The sequence below is a fragment of the Amycolatopsis sp. CA-211722 genome (assembly GCF_056828465.1).
In genome coordinates this window covers 4,797,494-4,819,135 of record NZ_CP184752.1, presented here as the reverse complement: position 1 = coordinate 4,819,135, position 21,642 = coordinate 4,797,494, and the positions used below count along the sequence as shown (strand labels likewise).

Here is a 21,642-nt window from a genome sequence, read left to right as displayed (position 1 = left end):
GCTCCCCACTCCTTACTTCGTTTCCAGGGACTTCTCCGGAAGAGCCGCCTGCTCGGCGAACCTTCCGGCGGCCTCGGCGATCACCTCGACCGAGTCGTCCGGCTTCAACGCGGCGGCACGCAGATGGTCGAACATCAACGCGTATCGCCGGACGTCCGGGGGTTCCTCCAGATAGAGGCCGCTGGAGGTGCTGTCGACGTAGACCACGTCGGTGTCGGCCAGTTCGGGGAAGCCCATGACGAGGAACGGACCCTCCATCCCGGGATGGGCACCCGCGCCGAACGGCACGATCTGGACGGTCACGTTCGCCCTCCCCGCCATCGTGACCATCCGGTACAGCTGTTCCGCCATCACCTCCGGGCCGTCGACCACGCGGTGCAGGACCGCTTCGTCGATGACGGCCCAGTACTCCGGCGGCGACGGATCGGTCAGCAGTTCCTGCCGGGCCATCCTCGCCGCCACCCGGCGCCTGATCTCGGCGTCCTCGGCGTCGGGCCGCATCGCCCTGATCACGGCCCTGGCGTACCGCTCGGTCTGCAGCAGGCCCGGCACCAGCAGCGCCTGGAACGCCCGCAGCGAACTCGCGTCCGCCTCCAGCCCGACGAAGGTGCCGGTGAACACTTCGTTGTACGCGTGCCACCAGCCGCGTTTGCGGGCTTCCCTCGCCAGCTGGACGAGCGCCTCCTGCTCGTCACCCGCGATGCCGTACAGCTCGAGCATGTCGCGCGCGTCGCGCGGGGTGACACCGACGTGCCCCGTCTCGATGCGGCTGACCTTCGACGCCGAGCATTCGAGCTTCTCGCTCACCTCGTCGATGGTGAGGTCGGCCGCCTCACGCAACCGCCTCAGTTCGCTCGCCAGCCGCCGGCGGCGCACGGTGGGTCCTTGACCCCTCGTCATCACGGCACCTCCACAAGCTGTCCGAGCACCAACGATCACGACACGGCGAGGAGAACAGTGTTCAGCAACCCCGCACGAAGCACATCTAACCAGCCCGAGACACATTCGGTGAGATGGTCACACGCCCATTTTCACCCTCGCGTCGATTTTCATCCTGCAATTTGCAGATTGCCGTTGTAGGTTGAGCATTGTGCAACGCGGTACGCCCGCTCTCACCGGCGGCAGCGGATCCGCTCGCGGCACGGGCGCGGGGCCGCGAGCTGCACCGATGGGCTTTCGGAAGAGACCCGTCGAAGCCGGATTCACCCCCAGTGCAGGGCCGGAGCCGTCCCCCGATCGGTTCCGGCCCGCCCTTTAATTCGTAATGCTCTGGCTCCAGATGTTAATGCGTTTCGCCATTCCCTCTAAAGGGTGGACTAGGCCGGCTCCCGACTGCGGAACGTCACACGACTCGGAGAAGACCCTCCTGCACAACGGTGGCGATATGCGTTCCGTCCGCGGCGAAGAACCGGCCGGTCGCCAGCCCCCGGGCACCCGACGCGGTCGGCGACGCGCTGTCGTAGAGGAACCACTCGTCGGCCCGGAACGGGCGGTGGAACCAGAGCGCGTGGTCGAGGCTCGCGCCGAGGACCTTGTCGAGATCCCAGTAGACGCCGTGGCGCGCGAGGACCGAGTCCAGCAGCGTCATGTCGGAGGCGTAGGTCAGCACGCAGACGTGCAGCAGCTGCTGGTCGGGGAGCTTGCCGTCGGCCCGCATCCAGACCTGGTTCCTGGCGGGACGGTCGCCCGACTTCCTGGTCACCCAGGGCGGATCGTTGACGTACCGGAGGTCGATCGGGCGCGGCCGGTCGAGATGGCCCATGAAGTACCCCTCGGCCCGCTCCTGCAGCGTCGGGAGCGACTCGGGATCGGGGACGTCCGGCATGGTCTCCGAGTGTTCGATCCCGCCTTCGTCCTTCTGGAACGAGGCGGAAAGCGAGAAGATCGCCTTGCCGTGCTGGATGCCCACGACGCGGCGGGTGGTGAAGGAGCGGCCGTCGCGGATGCGGTCGACCTCGTAGACGATCGGGACGCTCGGGTCGCCGCCGCGGATGAAGTACGCGTGCAGCGAGTGGACCTTCCGCTCCTCGGGGACCGTGCGGCCGGCGGCGACCAGCGCCTGCCCCGCGACCTGCCCGCCGAACACCCGCACCGGCGAATGCGCGGGCGAGACGCCGCGGAAGATGTTCTCCTCGATCTTCTCCAAGTCCAGCAGCGCGACCAGCCGGTCGAGCACGGGCTGCCCACCCATCCCGCCGGCGTTGTCGAAACCGGCCGCGGCTTCCCTGGCCATCTCAGTCATGCCCTGAACTTTAGGCCGTGCGGGTGCGCTGGGCCCGGGTGAGGCGGGACGTTTGTCGCGAAGGCCACCTTCGGGACACCTGGGACGCTAGGAACGGTCCTTTCCTGGCGAAATTCGCCAGGAAAGGACCGTTCCTAGCACGCGCCGACGGGCTGAAGGGGCCCTTCACCGCATGACATGTGGCCAAGGGCCCCTTCACCACGCGGACGCGGCGGCCTGAGCGACCTCCTCACCGCCTTCGGGACCTCTCGAACGCTATGAAGGACCCTTTCCTTGCAAAATTTGCAAGGGAAGGGTCCTTCATAGCGTCGACAGGAGGCGGCGGGGTCAGGCGTGGTCGTCCTCGCCAAGGCGGTGCACCCGGATGAGGTTGGTCGACCCGACGGTCCCGGGCGGGGAACCGGCCACGATGACCACCAGATCACCCTTGGCGTACTTGCCCATTTCGAGCATCGCGTGGTCGACCTGCTGGATCATCTGGTCGGTGGAGCCCACCTTCGGCACGATCCGCGTCGTGGTGCCCCAGGTCATCGCGAGCTGGCTGCGGACGCTCTCCTCCGGCGTGAACGCCAGCAGCGGCAGCCGCGTGTGCAGCCGCGCGAGCCGCCGGACGGTGTCACCGGACTGGGTGAAGGCGACCAGGGCCTTGGCGTTCAGCCGCTCGCCGATGTCCCGCGCCGCGTAGGAGATGACGCCGCGCTTGGTGCGCGGGACGTGCGACAGCGGCGGCACGACGGGCGAGTCGGTCTCGACGGCTTCGATGATCCGGCCCATGGTCTTGACCACGTCGATGGCGTAGCGGCCGACGCTGGTCTCACCCGAGAGCATGAGCGCGTCCGCGCCGTCGAGCACCGCGTTGGCGACGTCCGAGGCCTCGGCGCGGGTCGGGCGCGAGCTGTTGATCATCGATTCGAGCATCTGCGTCGCGACGATGACCGGCTTCGCGTTCTCGCGGGCGATCTGGATGGTGCGCTTCTGCACCAGCGGGACCTGCTCCAGCGGGAGTTCCACGCCGAGGTCGCCGCGGGCGATCATCACCGCGTCGAAGGCCAGCACGATGGCTTCGAGGTTGTAGACCGCTTCGGGCTTCTCGATCTTCGCGACGACCGGGAGGCGTCCCTTGCCGACGCGGTCCATCACCTGGTGGACCAGGTCGATGTCGGCCGGTGAGCGGACGAACGAGAGCGCGATGAAGTCCACGCCGAGTTCGAGCGCGAACTCGAGGTCTTCGATGTCCTTTTCGGACAGCGCCGGCACGGAGACGTCCATACCCGGCAGGGAGACACCCTTGTTGTTGCTGACGGGGCCGCCTTCGGTGACCTCGCAGACGACGTCCGGGCCCTCGACCTCCTTGACCACGAGGCCGACCTTGCCGTCGTCCACGAGGAGACGGTCGCCGGGCTTCGCGTCGTCGGCGAGTCCTTTGTAGGTGGTCGAGACGCGGTCGTGCGTACCCGCGACGTCCTCGACGGTGATGCGCACGATGTCGCCGTTGTGCCACTCGACCGGACCGCCGGCGAAGGTGCCGAGACGGATCTTCGGCCCCTGGAGGTCGGCGAGGATGCCCACCGCGCGGCCCGATTCGGCGGCGGCGGTGCGGATGAGGTCGTAGACCTGCTTGTGGTCGCTGTGCGTCCCGTGGCTGAAGTTCATCCTCGCGACGTCCATCCCGGCGTCGACGAGTTGCCGCATCTTCTCCGGCGTAGCGGTCGCGGGGCCCAGGGTACAAACGATCTTCGCGCGTCGGCTCACGTTCGCACAGCGTAGTCCCTCATCGCGGCTACGTCTGTACCGATACCGAAAGTTCAAGAAAAGTGTCAGTTCACCTGGGCGGCGGACAACCGCCGACCAGGGTTCGGTGGTTATCGCCGCGGCTTCTCGCTCGGCCCGACCCGGTCCCGCGCCCACTCGTTGAACGCGCGCACCTGCCGCCACGCCTTCCGCACCCGGTCGAGCGCGCCGCGTTCGTGCAGGACGTCGTCCGGCTCCCAGCCGCGGACGGCGTACACGGAGCGGTACTTCAGCAGGTCGATGCGGGGATGGTCCTCGGCGAACCCGCGCGGCTTCGACTTGAGCCTGTCCCCCTTGATCTCCCAGCCCGCCTTCTCCAGCTTCGCGAGGATCTTGGCCAGCTCGGCGCCGCGCAGCTCGGTGTCGACGGCCTTGCGGAAGCGGGCGAGCTGATCGGACTCGAAGTGGAAGCAGCCGCCGCCGACCCGCAGGCCTGCCGGGCCGACCTCGACGTAGTACGCGCCGCCGCCGCGGCCCTGTTCGATCACCGCGCCGCAGTGGGTCTTGTACGGCGTCTTGTCCTTGGCGAACCGGACGTCGCGGTACGGGCGGAACACCTTGCCCTCGCCGAAGCCGTCACCGAACTCCGGGACCAGCTCGGCGAGCAGCGCCTCCATCGGGGCGCGGACGTCGGCCTTGTAGGTGGCGAGGTTCGCGTCCCAATAGGACTTGGAGTTGTCCGCCTCGAGACCGTCGTAGAAGTCGATGGCGTACTCGCCGAATCCCTCGAAACCCATGCGGTGAAGGTAATCCCCGGCACCGACAGAAGCGCGCGAAGGGGGCCTTCACGCGCTTCCGTCGGAGACGGGCTTACTTGGCCAGCGCGGTGATCAGCTCACCGTCGGTGGTGTCACCGGACAGCTCCCAGAAGAAGGCGCCGCCGAGGCCCTGGTTCTTGGCGTAGGTGACCTTGCCCCCGATGGTCGCGGGGGTGTCGTAGCTCCACCAGTCGCTGCCGCATTTGGCATAGGCGGTGCCCGCGACGGTGCCGGTGGCCGGGCAGGTGTTCTTCAGGACCTTGTAGTCCTGGATACCCGGCTCGGTGCCCGCCGCCGGGCCGGTCGCGGTGCCACCCGGGGCCTCCTGGGTGACGCCGGTCCAGCCGCGGCCGTAGAAACCGATGCCCAGCAACAGTTTGCCCGCCGGGACGCCCTTGCTCTTCAGCTTCTGGATCGCGGCGTCGGAATGGAAGCCGGCGGTCGGGATGCCGTCGTACCCGGTCAACGGCGAGTGCGGGGCGGTCGGGCCCTGCGCGGCCCAGGCGCCGAAGTAGTCGTAGGTCATGACGTTGTACCAGTCGAAGTACTGCGACGCGCCGCCGTAGTCCGCCGCGTCGATCTTGCCGCCGTCGGTGCCGTCCGCGGTGATCGCGGCGGTGACCAGCTTCGAGCCGAACTTCTCCCGCAGCGCCTGCGCGAGGTTCTTGATCGCGGCCGCGCCGCTGGTGTCACACGAGAGACCGCAGGCGTTCGGGTACTCCCAGTCGATGTCGATCCCGTCGAAGACACCGGCCCAGCGCGGGTCGTTGACGAGGTTGTAGCAGGACTCCGCGAACTTGGCGGGATTCTTCGCCGCCTCGCCGAAACCGCCGGACCAGGTCCAGCCGCCGAACGACCACAGCACCTTGAGGTCCGGGTACTTGGCCTTGAGCTTCTTCAACTGGTTGAAGTTCCCGCGCAGCGCACCGGTGTCCCAGCTGTCGGCGACCCCGTCCACGCTGCCCGCGGCGTCGTAGAACTTGCTGGTCGCGGCCTCCGCGTCGCCGATCGCGCACCCACCGTTCGTCACGTTGCCGAACGAATAGTTGATATGCGTCAGCTTGCTCGCCGAACCCGACGTGTCGATGTTCTTCACATGGTAGTTCCGCTGGTAGACGCCCCATTCGGCGAAGTACCCGAGTACCTTGCCGACCGAGGCCGCCGGAGCTTCCGGTTCGGCCGCGGCCTGCTGCGCCGGTGCGGCGACGGCCAGCGCGCCCAGCGCGACGGCCGCGGCACCCGCGATCGCGGTGAACCTGTTCAAACGGGACATGCGTTCTCCCTTCCCGGTCACCAGCGGTGACGAGAGGACTGCGGCGGGACACGCACAAGCTAAGTGGACTAGACCACACCGTCAATGGTTCAGACCAAGACTTTCGGATGGACATTTTCGAACATTCCCCGATGGGAATACAAGGAGCGCCTCGCAGAGCTGGTCCAGGCCCGCCGGCCGGGCCGTCGGCCACGGCGGGATGGCGACAGTCAGTGAATGGGTAACGGCTCGAACGTGATGCCGCGATCCGCCGCGCGCCGGGTCCCCCAGTCGTAGAGCGCTTGGAGTGCGGGGCGTAACCGGTCCCCCTCCTCGGTGAGCCGGTACTCGACGTGCGGCACGCGGCCTTCCCGGCTCTCGCGGAGCACGAGGCCGTCCGCCTCCAGTTCGCGCAGGTGCTGGATGAGCATCTTCTCGCTGACACCCGGCATCCGGCGCCGGAGTTCGCCGTAGCGGTGCACCCCTTCCTTCAGGTGCGCCAGGATCACCGGCTTCCACTTGCCGCCGATGACGTCGACCGCGAGCTCGACCGCGCAGTGGTACCGCTTCATCGTCACTCCCGTTGGCACGCACCGAAAAGTAAGCGGTTGTCCCGAGTGATCCGGGGTGGTTGCCTTGCCGGACCGGAAGATCAGCGCCGCTGGGAGGACCCTACGTGACCGAGACGCCGACGTTGTACGAATGGGCGGGCGGGCTTCCCGCCCTGCGACGGCTGACCACCGTCTTCTACGGCCACGTGCTGAAGGATCCGTTGCTGGAACCGGTCTTCCGCGACATGGACCCCGGCCACCCCGAGCACGTCGCGGTCTGGCTCGCCGAGGTGTTCGGCGGCCCGGAGACCTACAGCCGTGACCACGGCGGCCACCGGCACATGGTCGGGCGGCATCTCGGCCGCGCCATCACCGAAGAGCAGCGCCGCCGCTGGGTGAACCTGCTCTTCGACGCCGCCGACGAGGCCGGGCTGCCCGCCGATCCGGAGTTCCGCTCCGCGTTCGCCGCGTACGTCGAATGGGGCAGCAGGCTCGCGGTGATGTTCTCGCGGCCGGGTCGCGAGGTCACCGTTCCCGAGCCCATGCCGAAATGGGACTGGGGCAACCGGCCGCCCTGGCAGCCGCCGTCGGACTGAAGGCGTCCATAGTGGAGGCGGTCGTGAAAGGAGGCCGCCGTGATCCGGGTGGACGGCCGGACCCTGCGCTGCGCGGACGTCGTGACCGCCGCGAGCACCGAGGGCCCGCTGGGTGTCGATGTCTCGATCGCCGCGTTGCGCGGCGCGGAGAGCGCGTGGAAACTCGCCGAGGAGCTGAGCACGCGCCGCATCGTCTACGGCCGCACCACCGGCGTCGGCGCCAACAAGGAGGACCCGGTCGGTGAGGGGGAATCGCCGGACCACGGGCTGCGGCTGCTGCGCAGTCACGCGGGTGGCAGCGGCGACGTCATGTCCCCCGGCCAGACCAGGGCGATGATGCTCATCCGGCTCAACCAGCTGCTGGCCGGGCGCTCGGGGCTCAGCCCGGAGCTGATCGGGGCACTGGCCACCGCCGTGCGGACCGGGGCGCTGCCGCTGGTGCACCGGCTGGGCGCGATCGGCACCGGCGATCTCGCGCCGCTCGCGGAGACCGCCCTCGCCCTCACCGGCGAACGACCGTGGCTGGCCGGCGATGTGCCTCCCGTGCCCGTGCGGGCCGGCGACGCGCTCGCGTTCATGAGCAGCAACGCCGCGACGCTGGCCGAAGCGACCCTCGCGGCGATGCGGCTCGACACCCTGACGCGGGCGAGTCACGTCGTCGCGGCGCTGACCTACATCGCGCTCGACGGGAACCCGGAGGCCTACGCGACTCCCGTCCACGAGGCGCGCCCGCACGCCGGACAGGTCGCGTACGCGGCGGAGATGCGGCGGCTGCTCGGGATGGAGGGCACGCCCAAGCCCGGCAGGCGGATCCAGGACCCGTTCGGTCTCCGTGCCTTCCCGCAGGTGCAGGGGCCGGCGCTGGACGCGATCCACTACCTGCGCGACGTGCTCGCGGTGGAGATCAACGCCAGCACCGAGAACCCGATGATCTCGACGGTGCACCAGGACGCCTACCACCACGCGCATTTCCACACCGCGTACGTCTCGACCGCGCTCGACCAGGTGCGCGCGACCGTCCATCAGGTCGCCGAGCTGTCGGTGGCCCGGCTGGGCGACCTGGTGGAGCCGGAGTTCACGGGGCTGCGGCCGTTCCTCGCGGCCGGGCCGTCGGGCAGCTCGGGCGTGATGATCCTGGAGTACGTCGCGCACGACGCACTCACCGAACTGCGGCAGGCGGCGCTCCCGGCGACGCTGGGCACCGCCGTCGTCTCACGCGGGATCGAGGACCACGCGAGCTTCTCCACCCAGGCCGCGCGGGCGGCGACCGCGGCGGGCTCGGCGTACCAGCAGGTGCTGGCGTGCGAACTGGTCGCGGCCGTCCGGGCGCTGCGGATGCGGAAGGCGGATCTCGTCTCCCTGCCCGCGCGGGACGCCTACGAGGCGGCCGCGGCGGTGCTCGACCCCAGCGTCGAGGACCGGCCGCTCACCGAGGACATCGCCCGCGCCGTGTCGCTTTTGGACACCCTCGCGCTCGTCTGACGTCCCCGCGTTTCGTCCTCTAGTTGCGGTAGTTGGCATCGCGAACTACCGCAACTAGAGGACGAAACGCGGGAGGTCAGCAGCAGCAACCCCGCCGGGCGAGGGAGTGGAGACGGGCGCTCGTGGCCGGCTCCGGCCGGTTCGCGGCGGCCTCGACGGCGTCGAGCATCCGCTGGCGCTCCGCCCGGTCGAGGATCCGGCCGCGGGTGATCACCGTGTCGATCTTCGCGACGTTGCGGATGTCCGCGGCCGGGTTCGCGTCCAGCAGCAGGAGATCCGCCTCCTTCCCCACCGTCACCGTGCCCGACGTCGCTTCCCTGCCCAAGAACCTCGCCGCGTCACCCGTGACGGTCTTCAGCGCCCGCACCGGGGAAAGGCCGGCCTCGACCAGGAAGGCGAGTTCCTCGTGCAGCCCGCTGCCGGGGAAGGCGTACGGGTTGAGGCAGTCGGTGCCGCCGATGAGCCCGACGCCCGCTTCGTGCGCGACACCGACCAGCCGCAGCGTCTCCTGGTGGTAACGCTCGTGCAGCGCGATGTCCTCGGGGGTCTTGGGCGCGAGCCGTTCGATGCCCTTGACCCAGCTCTCGCGCATGTCCGCGGGCACGTATTTCAGCCGCGGGTCCTGCTGGTGGGTTTCGGCGGGCTGCGTGACCACCCGGTTGATCGTCAGCGTCGGCGAATGCCAGGTGCCGTTGCGCCGCAGCCTGCCGAAGTAGGCCTGCGCCCTGCCGTGGTCGTAGGTGGTGACCGACTCGAACTCCAGCCGTCGCGCCAGATCGAAGAACGCACGCGGCGCCTCGGGGTCGTAGGGCGTCTCCGTCAACCTGCCGAGGATTTCGTCGCGCCGCGACGAGCAGTGGATGGACACCCCGAAGAAATGCTCGAGGCTGTGCTGGCCGAGGTCGCTCACTTCGAGGTGGGACACCTTGTACGGCCAGTGCCCGGAGAACCGGAGGCCCTGCGCGCGGGTTTCGTCCGCGACCGCGCGCACGGCGTCGGGTCCGAGGTAGGAGTAGGTCTTGACGAATTCCGCGCCCGCGGCCTTCTCCGCGCGGACGACGGCTCGCGCTTCGGCCGCCGTCGACACGTGGAGCACCGGTGGCGCCAGCAGCGTGACCGGCCCGTCGACGATCCCGCTCGCGAGCACCATGCGCGGGCCGAGCAGTTCACCGCGTTCGATCTTGGCCTTCGTCTCGCGGTTCTCCGCGTACCCCCACATCTCGCGGACGCCCGTGACACCGTGGATCAGGTGCAGGGGCGGGACGACTTCTTCGAGGTCCGCGCCGTGGGTGTGCATGTCCCAGAGCCCCGGGACGAGGTATTTGCCGCGGCCGTCGATCACCCGGACGCCGCCGGTCTCCGGCAGGTCGGCGGCAGCGCCCACCCGGACGATCCGGTCACCCGCGAGCACGACCGAAACGCCCGGCCGCGGCGCGGCACCCGTGCCGTCGATCAGGGTGACGTCGGCGATGACGACGATCTCGCCGAGGTCGGCGCCTGCCGTGCCGGGCAGTAGCCCGGCGAACGCCACCCCGGTGCCCCCGGCGGCCAGCAACCTCAGGAACTCGCGCCTACTGGATCCCGCACCCGCCATGAGAACCGCCGTCCCTTTCACCCGGATCCCCAGATGGCCGATTCAACTTGCCGCGGAGGCCGGGCCGCAAGAAAACGAAGGCCCCTTACTCGAATTCAGCACGAAGTAAGGGGCCTTCTCCTGGAACCGGGCTCAGCCGAAGAAGACCTCGGCCTCTTCGTACCGCTCGACCGGGACGGTCTTCAGCTCGGCGGTGGCCTCGGAGAGCTTGACGCGGACGATGTCCGTGCCGCGCAGCGCCACCATCACACCGAAGTCCCCGTCGGCCACGGCGTCGACGGCGTTGAGGCCGAACCGGGTGGCGAGCACGCGGTCGTACGCCGTCGGGGTGCCACCACGCTGGACGTGCCCGAGCACGACCGCGCGCGACTCCTTGCCGGTGCGGGCGGCGATCTCGTCGGCCAGCCAGGTGCCGATACCGCCGAGCCGGACGTGCCCGAAGGCGTCCTTCTCCCCGGTCAGCAGCTTCTCCTCGCCGCCCTCGGGCAGCGCGCCCTCGGCGACCACGATGATCGGCGCGTACTCCTTCTCGAACCGGCGCTCGACCCACGAGACGACCTGGTCGACGCTGAAGTGCCGCTCCGGCACCAGGATCACGCTCGCGCCGCCGGCGAGACCGGAGTGCAGCGCGATCCAGCCCGCGTGCCGTCCCATGACCTCGACGACCAGCGCCCGGTGGTGCGATTCGGCCGTGGTGTGCAGCCGGTCGATGGCCTCGGTGGCGATCGAGACGGCCGTGTCGAAGCCGAAGGTGTAGTCGGTGGCGCCGAGGTCGTTGTCGATCGTCTTGGGCACCCCGACGACGCCGACGCCGTCGTCCGTGAGCCGCTTCGCGACGCCGAGGGTGTCCTCGCCGCCGATCGCGATCAGCGCGTCGACCTGCTGCTCGGCGAGCACGGCCTTGATCTTGTCGACGCCGCCGTCGACCTTGTACGGGTTGGTCCGCGACGACCGCAGGATCGTGCCGCCGCGGGTCAGGATGTCCTCGACGTCGTTCAGGCCGAGCGGGCGGCTGTCCCCGGTGAGGGGACCGTTCCAGCCGTTGCGGAATCCGACGATGTCCCAGCCGTGCACCTCGATGCCCTTGCGCACCACAGCGCGGATCACCGCGTTGAGCCCCGGGCAGTCGCCACCGCCGGTCAGCACACCGACACGCATGAGAAGCCTCCGTCTTGTGTTCCGTAGAGATGACAGTCACATGTCCCGACGCCAGCGTAGCGGGAGTTCTCTGGATCGGTGCAGGGCGGACCACCTCGGGAATCGGTCCGCGTCCGCGATGTGCTAGCTTGGCCCCGTGCAGCGCTATTTCTGGTTTACGAAGCCGGCCCCGGGTGGGCACGGCCGCGTGAACCTGCGCTGACCTCCACCCGAGCCGGAATCACACCGGCTCGGCGAGTTCCCGCGGGTCGGTATCCCTTTCGAAAGGAACCAGACCCGCGATGTCTCCCTCCGCTGACACCCTGATCGCCCTCGACGGGCACCGCACGGCGGCCGTCAGCCCGCTGCTGTCGCCCGCGATGCTGCGGCACGAACATCCGATGACGGCGGAGATCGCCGATACCGTCCTAGCCGGGCGGGCCTCGGCCGTCGACATCCTCGACGGCCGGGACGACCGGCTCCTCGTCGTCGTCGGGCCCTGCTCGGTGCACGACGCGGACGCCGCGCTCGACTACGCCCGCCGCCTCGCCGTCAAGGCCGAAGAACACCGCCGCGACCTGCACATCGTCATGCGCGTCTACTTCGAGAAGCCCCGGACCACGCTCGGCTGGAAGGGCCTCATCAACGACCCCGGCCTGGACGGGACGTACGAGGTCAACCACGGTCTGCGGATGGCGCGCAAACTGCTGCTCGACATCTCCGCGCTCGGCCTGCCGGTGGGCTGCGAGTTCCTCGACCCGATCACCCCGCAGTTCATCTCCGACACCGTGACCTGGGGTTCCATCGGCGCGCGGACCGCGGCGAGCCAGGTGCACCGGCAGCTGTGCAGCGCGCTGTCCATGCCGGTCGGGATCAAGAACTCGACCGAGGGCGACGTCCAGGTCGCCGTCGACGCCACCCGCGCGGCCGGCGCGAGCCACGTCTTCGCGGGGATCAACCCCGACGGCCTCGCCGCCTTGATCACCACGGCGGGCAACGAGGACTGCCACGTGATCCTGCGCGGCAGCTCCGCCGGTCCGAACTACGACCCCGCGACGGTGGCCGACACGCTGGCGCGGCTGGCGAAGTCGGGGCTGCCGGAGCGCGTGATCATCGACGCGAGCCACGGCAACAGCGCGAAGGACCACGTGCGGCAGGCCGCGGTCGTCCGCGAACTCGCCGGCCGGATCGGTGCCGGTGAGCGGGGTATCGCGGGGCTGATGCTGGAAAGCTTCCTGGTGGAGGGGCGGCAGGACCTGACGCTGGGCTCGGCCGCTTCGCTGACCTACGGGCAGTCGATCACGGACGCGTGCCTCGGGTGGGACACGACGGCGGAGCTGCTGGACACCCTCGCGGAGGCGGTCGACTCGCGCCGCTGACTCCCGGCCTCGGACTGGGACCGCAAGGTGTGCGGCGTGCGTAGCCACGCCCTCGTGAGTGGTAAGGACGGTTAGAACCGTCCTTACCACTCACGAGGGCGAAGGGCCTACCGGTGCCAGTAGGACTCGATGATCTGCCAACGCTGGAAGTTGTGCCGCGCGTCCGCCAGCGCGTCGTGCTGGTCGTCCGGCGCCGACGGCAGCTTCGGCTTGCCCGTGTCCTCCCAGCGTTGCCGCAGGTCACGCGTGAACCGCGGCAGCTGACGCGGCAGCGCGGGCATCGGCCCCCACAGCTGCGCCAGCGCGACGTGGTCGTAGGCGGCGAACCAGGCCCACAGTTCGATCCCGCCGGGCGGCTTGCCGAAGAATTCGAGCAGATCCGTGCGGATCTTCTCGCGGCTGCGCCACGCCGGGTCGGCGGGCGACGGGAGTTTCGGGAGCACGTTGTCGCGAACCCAGGGGCCGGCCTTGCCGGGATCGAAATCGGTCGAGACCGCGTAGAACTCGCGTCCTCTTTCGTCCACGACACCGATCGACACCAGATCGATGGTCACGCCGTCCTCAATGAATTCGGTGTCGTAGAAAAAGCGCACCGGAGAACCCTAGTGGGGCCTCAGCCGACCTTGGTGTCCGGGATACGGGCGACGTCCTGGGCGGACGGCTGCGCGGGCACCTTGGGGCGGACTCCCGCCTCCTCGGCGGCGAGCAGTTCCTTCGCCTTGGCGGCGTAGATATCGACGTACTCCTGGCCGGACAGCTCCATGAGCGCGTACATGATCTCGTCGGTGATGGACCGCTCGATGAAGCGGTCGCCGGCGAGCCCCTCGTAGCGCGAGAAGTCGAGTGGCTTGCCGAAGCGGATCTCGAGGCGGCGCGGCCACCACATCTTCGAGCCGATCGGGTTGACCTTGTCGGTGCCGATCATGGCGACCGGGACCACGACACCACCGGACTCGAGCGCGATCCGCGCGACGCCGGTCTTGCCCTTGTACAGGCGGCCGTCCGGGGAGCGGGTGCCTTCGGGGTAGATGCCGAGGAGGTGGCCCTCCCGGACCAGCCGGGTCGCAGTGTCGAGCGCGGCCTGCGCGGCGTTACCGCCGGAGCGGTCGATCGGGAACTGCCCGACGCCGGTGAAGAACCACTTCTTCAGCAGGCCCTTGAAGCCCTTTTCGGTGAAGTACTCCGATTTGGCCGGGAAGGTCACCTTGCGCTTGACGCGCAACGGCATGAAGAAGGAGTCGGCGACCGCGAGGTGGTTGCCCGCGAGGATCGCGCCACCGTCGTCGGGGATGTTCTCCGCGCCGACGACTTTGGTGGGCCACAGCGCCTTGAGCAGTGGCCCGATAAACACGTGTTTCATGAGCCAGTACAGCACTGCGAAAACTCCTCCTAGCAGCTCAACCCCTGCGCCCGATGGTCAAGACTACGAATCGCGCACCCCCGGCACAACGAAGTCCACCCGGTTACCCGCACCCAGCGACGGATCTCACACCCGATCCGGCCCGATTCCGGCAGTGGCCGGGGCCCCACAAGCCGCTCCGGTCGTGCGAACATGGTAGACCTACCCAGCTCTCACGGAAGGCGATCGCATGGCCGTCCTCGCCGGCGCGGAACCGTTCGCTCACACCGGTTCGACCGAAGCAGGGTTCCTGCTGTGCCACGGATTCACCGGCACCCCCGCGAGCATGCGGCCGTGGGGAGACCATCTGGCCGAAGCCGGTTACACGGTGCGCTGCCCGCTGCTCCCCGGGCACGGGACCCGATGGCAGGACATGAACCGGACAGGCTGGGAGGACTGGTACGGCGCGGTCCGTGAAGAGCTCCTGGCGCTCTTCTCGACCTGCGAGACGGTGTTCGTCGCCGGGATGTCGATGGGCGGGACACTGACGCTGCGGCTGGCCGAGGAGTTCGGCGACCGGATCGCCGGGATCGTGCTGGTGAATCCGTCGGTCCTGACGCTGCGCTGGGACGCCAAGCTGCTGCCGGTCCTGTCGAGGATCCTGCCGTCGGTGCCGGGAGTGGCGAACGACATCGCGAAGCCCGGCGAGACCGAGCTGGCCTACTCGCGGACGCCCGTGCGCGCCGCGGCGAGCCTGGCGAAGCTGTGGAAACTCACCCGCGCGGATCTGCGCAAGGTGACCCAGCCGGTACTTCTGCTCCACTCGGCCGTCGACCACATCGTGGAGCCGGTCAACTCCCAGGTGATCCTGGACGGGATCGGCAGCGACGACGTGACCGAGGTGGTGCTGGAGAACAGCTTCCACGTCGCCACGCAAGACCACGACGCGGGCCTGATCTTCACGCGTACGGTGGACTTCGCCCGGTCCGTGCGCCGGGCGGGACAGGTGGACGCCGGATGAGCAGAGGCAAGGACGGGCCGGAGGACGTCGACGCGACGTTCGCCGAGATCGTGGCCGACCTCCGCGCGGAGGGCGTCGGCCTGTTCCCCGACGACGGCCCGGAGAAACCGGCGGAGAAGCCCGCCGAGAAGACACCCCGGCCCGAGCCGTCGGACGCCGAAGCCGAACCGGGCTGGCGCGGCGGCGGCACCAGCTGGGACAAGACCCTCTTCGAGGACGACCCCGCCGGGGCGGGCGACGACGAGGGCCACTTCGTGCCGCCGGAGCCGCCTCCCCTGCCGCGTCCGCGCAAGGGCGCGTTCATCGTCCTGCTGTTCTTCCTCCTCGGCCTGCTGCTCCTGATCGCGCCCAACCTGATCGGCATGGGCACCCGGCTCGGCACCCCGCTCGGCATCCTCGCCCTCGCCACCGCGATAGCCCTGCTCCTGCTGCGGGTGCGCCAGGGGCCGCCGCCCGGCGCGGATCCGCACAACGGCGCCCAGGTCTGATCTGCCGGACAATTCGGAAGATGAAGATCGACTTCACTCCCTCGCGCCGGTCGACGGTCGGCGCGGAATGGGAACTCGCCCTCGTCGACCGGCGGACCGGTGAGCTCTCGTCCGTCGCGGAGCAGGTGCTCGACGCCGTCCGTCCCGACGGCGAGGAGGAGCACCCGAAGATCAAGCAGGAGCTGCTGCTCAACACCATCGAGGTGATCAGCGGGATCTGCGACACGATCGCCGAGGTCAAAGCCGATCTGAACGACTCGCTGGACGTCGTGCACTCGGTGCTCGACCCGCTGGGCGTCGAACTGTTCTCCGCGGGGTCGCATCCGTTCTCGACGTGGTACCAGCAGAAGGTCACCGACAAGGAGCGCTACGCCAAGCTCATCGACCGGACCCAGTGGTGGGGTCGGCAGATGCTGATCTACGGCGTCCACGTGCACGTCGGCGTCGACCACCGGGACAAGGCACTGCCGATCATGGACGCGCTGCTCAAGTACGCGCCGCATCTGCAAGCGCTTTCGGCGTCGTCGCCGTACTGGGGCGCGGAGGACACCGGGTACGCGTCGAACCGCGCGCTGATGTTCCAGCAGCTGCCGACGGCCGGGCTGCCGTTCCAGTTCCGGAAGTGGACGGAGCTGGAGAGCTACGTCGACGACATGTTCACCACGGGCGTGATCGACCACTTCTCCGAGATCCGCTGGGACATCCGGCCCGCCCCGCATTTCGGGACGGTCGAGATGCGGGTGTGCGACGGGCTGCCGACGCTGGAGGAGGTCGGCGCGATCTCCGCGCTGACCCAATGCCTGGTCGACGATTTCAGCGCGCGCCTCGACGACGGCGAGATCCTGCCGACGCTGCCGCCCTGGCACGTCCAGGAGAACAAGTGGCGTGCGGCGCGCTACGGCGTCGACGCGATCGTCATCCTCGACGCGGCGGGCAACGAGCGGCTGGTCACCGAAGACACCTACGACCTGCTGAACCGGCTGGAGCCGGTGGCCCGGCGCCTGGACTGCGCCGACGAACTGCGGTCGGTGGAGACGATCCTGACCTGCGGCCCCAGCTACCTGCGTCAGCGCGCGGTGGCGAAGCAGTACAACGGCAGCCTCCGCGCGGTCGTCGCTTCGCTCATCGCGGAGATGCGGGACGGAAAGATCGCACGCCCCTGATCCTCCCCGCGTTTCGTCCTCTAAATGCGGTCCTTGCGCGTGCAACTACCGCATTTAGAGGACTAAACGCGGGCATCGAGGTGCCCCAGGAGGGTGCCGGGGCCGAAGGTCGTGGCACCCAGGGCCTCGACGCGGGACCGCAGCTCCCGGTCGGCGGTCACCACGACGACGTGGTCGTCCGGGACGGCCTCCCGGGCTTCCCGCGCGACGGCCACGATCCGGGAGTCCCCGTCGGACTCGGCGTCCACGACCTCGACGCCCGGCACCGGCGCTACTCCCCGCGCCTTGCCTTCGACGACCAGAACGACCTTCGGCCACCACGACCAGCCGCCGCCACCGGGCAGCGCCGGATCGGCGAGTCCCGTCTCCGCCAGGGTCGCGAGCTTGTCCCGCAACCGTTCCGCGGCGCCACGCCGGTCGCGCCACCAGCCGTCCGGCCGCGACCCGACGACGTTCGCGCCGTCGACCACCAGTATCAGCCTGCGATCCAAGTGTTCCCTCAATCCCGGCCACGCCGCCGCGAAATCCCGGTGCAGCCGGAAGTCCGCGACCTCGGCCGCCCGGACCCACCGCAGTTCCGCGCTCTCCGCACTCCTCACCCTGGCCGAAAGCGGGCCGATCGGCGCGGCCAGGACCGTGGTGTACCGCCAGTTCCCGTGGTCGACGTGCGACGCCGCCAGCGCGTGCACCCGACTGGGCGGGATGTCGGCCTCCTCGTGCGCCTCGCGGGTGGCGGCCTCACGCGGGCTCTCCCCCGCTTCGACGGCGCCCCCGGGCAGCGCCCAGGTGCGTCCATGATGGACCCACCAGGCCCGTCGCTGCAGCAGGACACCGCGCGCGGGATCGGACAGCAGCAGCCCGGCGGCGCCGTTCAAGCCCCAGTGAAGATGCCCGAAGTCGCACTTCACGAAGCCGTTGCCGTCTTGCCGGGTCACGGCTTCAGCCTGTCACACCGACCTCGGCGCCGGGAGCCTTCGCCGCGTCGACCGCGAGCGCGGCGGCACCGACGATCGCCGAATCGTCGCCGTGGTGCGCGGCCCGGATCCGCGCCAGCGGGCGGTGCCCGGCGCCGGTGATCTTGTCCGCGTACCGTTCGCGCGCCTCGTCGAGGAACAGCGGCGCCGATTCGGACACCCCGCCGCCGATCACGATGATCTCGGGATCGAAGACGTCGGCGACCAGGGCCAAGCCCTCGGCCAGCCACTTCGCCAGTTCGGTCATCGCGCGCTGGGCGATCGGGTCGCCGTCGCGGGCGGCACCGGCGACCCGGCGGCCGGTGACCGAGCCGGGGTCTCCCCTGGTCTCGCGCGCGAGCACGGTCGAGCGGCCGGGATGCCGCGCGAGCAGCTCCACCGCCGTCGCGGCCAGCGCCGTCCCGCTGCAGTACCGCTCCCAGCAGCCGTACTTCCCGCACGGGCAGGGCCTGCCGCCGGGGACGACGGTCAGGTGCCCGAGTTCCGGTGCGACGCCGTACGCGCCGCGGTAGATCTTGCCGTCGAGCAGCAGTCCCGCGCCGATCCCGGTGCCGAGGGCGATCAGCGCGGCGACCTGAGCGCCGCGGGCGGCCCCGAAGCGGTATTCGCCGACCGCGGCGGCGTTCACGTCGTGCTCCAGGGTCACCGGCAGGCCGACCCGCTTCTCGATGCGTTCGGCGACCGGCGCGGCACGCCAGGACAGATGCGGCGCGAACATCACCGTCCGCCGGTCCTTCGCGACGAATCCGGCGACCGCGAGCCCGACGCCGGACACTTCGTGCCGGTTGCGGAGGTCTTCGACGACACCGGCGATGGCGTCTTCGAGCGCGTCCTCACCGCTGGGAGTCCCGACCCTGGCCGTGTCCATCAGCGAGCCGTGCTCGTCCACCACGCCGGCGCGCACACTCGTGCCCCCGACGTCCACCCCTACCGTCAGCAACTCAGTTCTCCCGGTCCGGCTGCCAAGCGTCGCGCCTGGTCACCGTGATGTGCTGGACCCGCGAAGCTCCCACCTGCACATCTTCGGCCGTGGGCTCCTTCCGCGCAGGCTGGAACCCCGGCATGTGCACGCCGGCCTCGGGTTCCCATCGATCGGCGAGCACCGCCCGCAGCAGCGCGACGAGCTGCGCGGCCTGCTCCATCAGGCGGGCCACGAACTCGGGCCGCTCCCCGCGGAAGATCCCGACGATCGCGCAGAGCGGGCACCACCCGCCGGAATCGTGGTCGGTGCAGCCGTGCCCGGCGGAGATCAGCCCTTCCAGCCACGGCGCGGCATGCTCGACGACCAGCTCTACCAGCAGCCGGATCTCTTCGGCCAGGTCGAGCGGGCCCGATCCGGTCTTCTCGTCGTTCTCGCTCACCCGGGTCCCCGGTTCCCGGCCAGGTTCACGACCAGGCCGTGCGCGTCGGATTCCGCACCGGTGATCCGGCACGGGCGCAGCATCTCCGGCAGCGCGATCAGCCGCCGGAAACCGTCCACGGTGACGGCGAGATCATCGTCCACTCTGGCCAGGTCCACTTCGGAGTCGCGGTGCAGCGGCACCGCGATCCGCAGCTCGTAGCCACTGTCCGATTCAGACACCCGCAACAGCGGGGTCACCCCTTTTTCGTTACCGGCCAAGGGGTCCAGGCCTCGATAGAGTTCGTACGCGATCTCCCGCAGCGCGTCGAGCCCCACCGGCTCGACCGCGCGGTACTCGACGGGCCTCACCTGCTCCGGCCCGAAGCCCGCGTCGGCGAGTTCGGCGAGGACGGTGTTCTGCTGCGCGCGCCGGGTCCGCATCCACGAGGCCGCCGCGCCGCGCCAGAAGCCGGGCGCGGGCATCAACCGGTTGACGATCAGGCCGTCGACCAGGATTCCGCGCAGGGCAAGGGAACTGAGTGTACGGCGGGCTTCCGCGACGACGACGCGTTCCGGCGTCAGCACGAGCCGCACGGTCGTGGTGGCGGGATCGGTCAGCAGGGTGCGCAGCGACTCCAGATGGGCGCCGAGCCGCCGCACCGCGGCCGCCGTCCGCCGCGCGCCCGGTTTGAACATCCTCGACAGGTAGCCGGCGACGGCTTCGGGCAAAGCCAGCAGGCGCAGCGTTTCCGCGGTCGGTCCACAGTCGACGACGACCGTCTCCCAGGGACCGTGCTCGGCGAGGCGCTGGACCTCGGTGAGGGCGAGGAGCTCGTCCACTCCGGGCACCACGGTGAGCTCTTCGGCGTCGAGCGAGTCGAGGCCCGCTCCCGCGAGCGCGGCCTGGAGTTCCTGCCGGAGTTCGCGCCAGCTGCTGTCGACGAGGCCGCGGGTGTCGATCTGGGCGGCGTGCAGAAGCTCGTCCACTTCGGACGGTTCACCGCCGAGCGCGCGGCCGAAGGCGTCACCCAGGGAATGCGCCGGGTCGGTCGAGACCACGAGCGTCTTCCTGCCCCGCCCGGCCAGTGCCGCCGCCGTCGCCGCGGCCAGCGTGGTCTTGCCGACACCCCCCTTGCCGGTGAACAGCAGGATCCGCATGCCTACCCTTCGACTCAGGATGCTTCAGCGCGCTTCTTGAGCTCCTTGAGCGCGGTGTCCATGACCATCTTCTCGGCCTTGCGGCGCAGCAGCCCGATCATCGGCAGCGCCAGCTCGACGGACAGCGTATACGTGACCTTGGTGCGGCCGGCGCCCAGCGCTTCGAGCGCGTAGCGGCCGTTCTGAGCCTTCTGCATCTGCCCCTTGACCAGGTGCCAGCTGACTCCGTGGCCGTCGGCGTCCCAGTCGTACTCGAGGGTGTAGACGTCCTTGATGGGTCCGGCGTCGAGGGTGAGTTTCACCTGCTTGGCGCGGCCGTTGTCGTCCTCGCCGAGAACCTCGGTCTCCCGGACGGCCTTGGCCCATTCCGGGTACGCGGGAAAGTCGGCGATGACGGCCATGACCCGCGCGGGCTCGGCGTCGACCTCGATGGACTGCGTGGACTGCTCGGCCATGGAGTGAAGCCTAGAGCGTGTCGTGCGGTTCCCGGGCGGGCGGGTGACCACACGCGCGCGTTTCTTTTCGCCGAAGGCCCGGATCCGGGGAGACGGGCCCGAGGATCAGGCTCTGGCCGGGACCGACCGTCACCAGCGAAGCACGTACGGCTGAGAGGTCTCTTTGAAGTGACCGACGTTACGGCATTCGGTCCTGCCGAGCCTCGTCCGCGGCGTCAGCGGCTGGTGGACGTGGCCGAAGACCGACCAGCGCGGCCGCTGTTCGCGGATGAGATCCACCAGCGCCGCCGACCCGATCTCGGACCGCCGGGCGATCACGTCGTAGGTCAGCTCCGGGACGGCGGGCGGGATGTGGGTGCACAGGACGTCGACGTTCTCCAGCCCGGCGACCGCGACGTCGTACTCCTCGCGGGTGCGCAGATACGGCCGCCAGAAGCCGTTGCGGCGCGGGACCACGTTCGGCGGGAGCAGCGCGCCGCCGAGGAACCCGAAGCGCAGCCCGCCGAACTCGGCGACCTCGCCGTCGAGGACGGTGATGCCGTCGCCGGCGAACTCGGGCCACAGCGACGGGTCGTCGACGTTGCCGGGGGTCGCGAACGTCGGCGCGGTCAAAGCGCCGAACAGGACGGCGTACTGATCCTGGATCGCCTCGCCGACGGCGGCCGCGGGATCGGCCAAAGTGGCCCACAACGATCGCGAGAAGGCAACGGTCTCATCACGAGTGCCCTCACGGCGGAGGCGGGCGAACTCGCCGACCTTCTCGGCGCCGAACAGCGCGCCCATGATGCCCTTGTCGTGCTCGCGGTAGTCGACGAAATCGAGCAGGTCGCCCAGAACGATCAGCGCGTCGGCGCCGTCGCCCGCGCGTTTGAGCGCGTCGGCGTTGCCGTGCACGTCCGACACCACGTGAACCCGCATGC

22 protein-coding genes are annotated in these 21,642 nt (G+C 69.7%); 6 read left to right on the top strand and 16 right to left on the bottom strand.

What is annotated here, in order from left to right:
• Positions 1-12: 12 nt before the first annotated feature.
• From ACOCEP_RS23305 to ACOCEP_RS23280, 6 genes are all read right to left on the bottom strand, one after another.
• Entirely contained in the window at positions 13-900 is an 888-nt protein-coding gene (locus ACOCEP_RS23305; protein ID WP_482331111.1) for a helix-turn-helix domain-containing protein, read from the bottom strand.
• A gap of 442 nt (positions 901-1,342) precedes the next feature.
• Complete coding sequence (gene tesB / locus ACOCEP_RS23300; RefSeq protein WP_465434612.1) at positions 1,343-2,242, bottom strand: acyl-CoA thioesterase II; 900 nt, start codon at positions 2,240-2,242, stop codon at positions 1,343-1,345.
• A 327-nt stretch (positions 2,243-2,569) separates the two neighbouring features.
• The gene (gene pyk, locus ACOCEP_RS23295) at positions 2,570-3,994 is read right to left on the bottom strand and encodes a pyruvate kinase (RefSeq protein ID WP_126734855.1); all 1,425 of its coding nucleotides are present in this window, start codon (positions 3,992-3,994) and stop codon (positions 2,570-2,572) included.
• A gap of 110 nt (positions 3,995-4,104) precedes the next feature.
• Positions 4,105-4,770 (bottom strand): DUF2461 domain-containing protein, encoded by a 666-nt coding sequence (locus tag ACOCEP_RS23290; protein ID WP_016332804.1) that lies wholly within the window; start codon positions 4,768-4,770, stop codon positions 4,105-4,107.
• A 73-nt stretch (positions 4,771-4,843) separates the two neighbouring features.
• On the bottom strand, positions 4,844-6,064 hold the full coding sequence (locus tag ACOCEP_RS23285) for a glycoside hydrolase family 18 protein (protein WP_482331110.1): 1,221 nt from the start codon (positions 6,062-6,064) through the stop codon (positions 4,844-4,846).
• A 209-nt stretch (positions 6,065-6,273) separates the two neighbouring features.
• Complete coding sequence (locus tag ACOCEP_RS23280) at positions 6,274-6,615, bottom strand: winged helix-turn-helix transcriptional regulator (protein WP_482331109.1); 342 nt, start codon at positions 6,613-6,615, stop codon at positions 6,274-6,276.
• A gap of 104 nt (positions 6,616-6,719) precedes the next feature.
• Between ACOCEP_RS23280 and ACOCEP_RS23275 the strand changes: the two genes are divergently transcribed.
• Positions 6,720-7,190 carry a group II truncated hemoglobin gene (locus ACOCEP_RS23275; RefSeq protein WP_482331108.1) on the top strand — a complete coding sequence of 157 codons (471 nt, stop codon included), beginning with the start codon at positions 6,720-6,722 and terminating at the stop codon, positions 7,188-7,190.
• Between the two features lie 39 nt (positions 7,191-7,229).
• Positions 7,230-8,672 (top strand): aromatic amino acid ammonia-lyase, encoded by a 1,443-nt coding sequence (locus tag ACOCEP_RS23270; RefSeq protein ID WP_482331107.1) that lies wholly within the window; start codon positions 7,230-7,232, stop codon positions 8,670-8,672.
• A gap of 76 nt (positions 8,673-8,748) precedes the next feature.
• Here the strand turns inward: ACOCEP_RS23270 and ACOCEP_RS23265 are convergent, their stop codons facing one another.
• Positions 8,749-10,266 carry an amidohydrolase family protein gene (locus ACOCEP_RS23265; protein WP_482331105.1) on the bottom strand — a complete coding sequence of 506 codons (1,518 nt, stop codon included), beginning with the start codon at positions 10,264-10,266 and terminating at the stop codon, positions 8,749-8,751.
• A 132-nt stretch (positions 10,267-10,398) separates the two neighbouring features.
• A complete protein-coding gene (locus tag ACOCEP_RS23260; RefSeq protein ID WP_034322513.1) occupies positions 10,399-11,424 on the bottom strand; it encodes a 6-phosphofructokinase in 1,026 nt (341 codons plus the stop codon).
• A 281-nt stretch (positions 11,425-11,705) separates the two neighbouring features.
• On the opposite strand from ACOCEP_RS23260, the gene ACOCEP_RS23255 reads away from it, so the two are divergent.
• On the top strand, positions 11,706-12,782 hold the full coding sequence (locus ACOCEP_RS23255) for a 3-deoxy-7-phosphoheptulonate synthase (protein WP_482331104.1): 1,077 nt from the start codon (positions 11,706-11,708) through the stop codon (positions 12,780-12,782).
• A gap of 107 nt (positions 12,783-12,889) precedes the next feature.
• On the opposite strand, the gene ACOCEP_RS23250 is transcribed toward ACOCEP_RS23255, so the two are convergent.
• Together ACOCEP_RS23250 and ACOCEP_RS23245 are read right to left on the bottom strand one after the other, a co-directional pair.
• The gene (locus tag ACOCEP_RS23250) at positions 12,890-13,375 is read right to left on the bottom strand and encodes a polyadenylate-specific 3'-exoribonuclease AS (protein WP_482331103.1); all 486 of its coding nucleotides are present in this window, start codon (positions 13,373-13,375) and stop codon (positions 12,890-12,892) included.
• Positions 13,376-13,395: 20 nt separating this feature from the next.
• Positions 13,396-14,157, bottom strand: coding sequence for a lysophospholipid acyltransferase family protein (locus ACOCEP_RS23245; RefSeq protein ID WP_016332794.1), 762 nt, complete (start codon positions 14,155-14,157; stop codon positions 13,396-13,398).
• A 214-nt stretch (positions 14,158-14,371) separates the two neighbouring features.
• On the opposite strand from ACOCEP_RS23245, the gene ACOCEP_RS23240 reads away from it, so the two are divergent.
• The 3 genes from ACOCEP_RS23240 to ACOCEP_RS23230 are packed head-to-tail and all read left to right on the top strand — an operon-like array spanning position 14,372 to position 16,793.
• Positions 14,372-15,142, top strand: a complete 771-nt coding sequence (locus tag ACOCEP_RS23240) for an alpha/beta hydrolase (protein ID WP_482331102.1) — start codon at positions 14,372-14,374, stop codon at positions 15,140-15,142.
• The gene (locus ACOCEP_RS23235; RefSeq protein WP_482331101.1) at positions 15,139-15,630 is read left to right on the top strand and encodes a hypothetical protein; all 492 of its coding nucleotides are present in this window, start codon (positions 15,139-15,141) and stop codon (positions 15,628-15,630) included. Before ACOCEP_RS23240 ends, ACOCEP_RS23235 begins: the two co-directional genes overlap by 4 nt.
• Before the next feature lie 20 nt (positions 15,631-15,650).
• Entirely contained in the window at positions 15,651-16,793 is a 1,143-nt protein-coding gene (locus ACOCEP_RS23230; RefSeq protein ID WP_482331099.1) for a glutamate--cysteine ligase, read from the top strand.
• A 62-nt stretch (positions 16,794-16,855) separates the two neighbouring features.
• Here ACOCEP_RS23230 and ACOCEP_RS23225 read toward each other — a convergent pair whose 3' ends face one another.
• From ACOCEP_RS23225 to ACOCEP_RS23200, 6 genes are all read right to left on the bottom strand, one after another.
• Positions 16,856-17,728, bottom strand: coding sequence for an NUDIX domain-containing protein (locus tag ACOCEP_RS23225; protein ID WP_482331098.1), 873 nt, complete (start codon positions 17,726-17,728; stop codon positions 16,856-16,858).
• A gap of 4 nt (positions 17,729-17,732) precedes the next feature.
• Positions 17,733-18,692, bottom strand: coding sequence for an ROK family protein (locus ACOCEP_RS23220; protein WP_482339798.1), 960 nt, complete (start codon positions 18,690-18,692; stop codon positions 17,733-17,735).
• A 16-nt stretch (positions 18,693-18,708) separates the two neighbouring features.
• On the bottom strand, positions 18,709-19,128 hold the full coding sequence (locus ACOCEP_RS23215) for a hypothetical protein (protein ID WP_482331097.1): 420 nt from the start codon (positions 19,126-19,128) through the stop codon (positions 18,709-18,711).
• Complete coding sequence (locus ACOCEP_RS23210; RefSeq protein WP_482331096.1) at positions 19,125-20,267, bottom strand: ArsA family ATPase; 1,143 nt, start codon at positions 20,265-20,267, stop codon at positions 19,125-19,127. The genes ACOCEP_RS23215 and ACOCEP_RS23210 overlap by 4 nt, the downstream gene beginning before the upstream one ends.
• Positions 20,268-20,281: 14 nt before the next feature.
• Positions 20,282-20,722: an SRPBCC family protein gene (locus tag ACOCEP_RS23205; protein ID WP_465412053.1), complete on the bottom strand. Its 441-nt coding sequence runs from the start codon at positions 20,720-20,722 to the stop codon at positions 20,282-20,284.
• A gap of 129 nt (positions 20,723-20,851) precedes the next feature.
• Positions 20,852-21,640, bottom strand: a complete 789-nt coding sequence (locus ACOCEP_RS23200) for a metallophosphoesterase family protein (protein ID WP_482331095.1) — start codon at positions 21,638-21,640, stop codon at positions 20,852-20,854.
• Positions 21,641-21,642 lie beyond the last annotated feature (2 nt).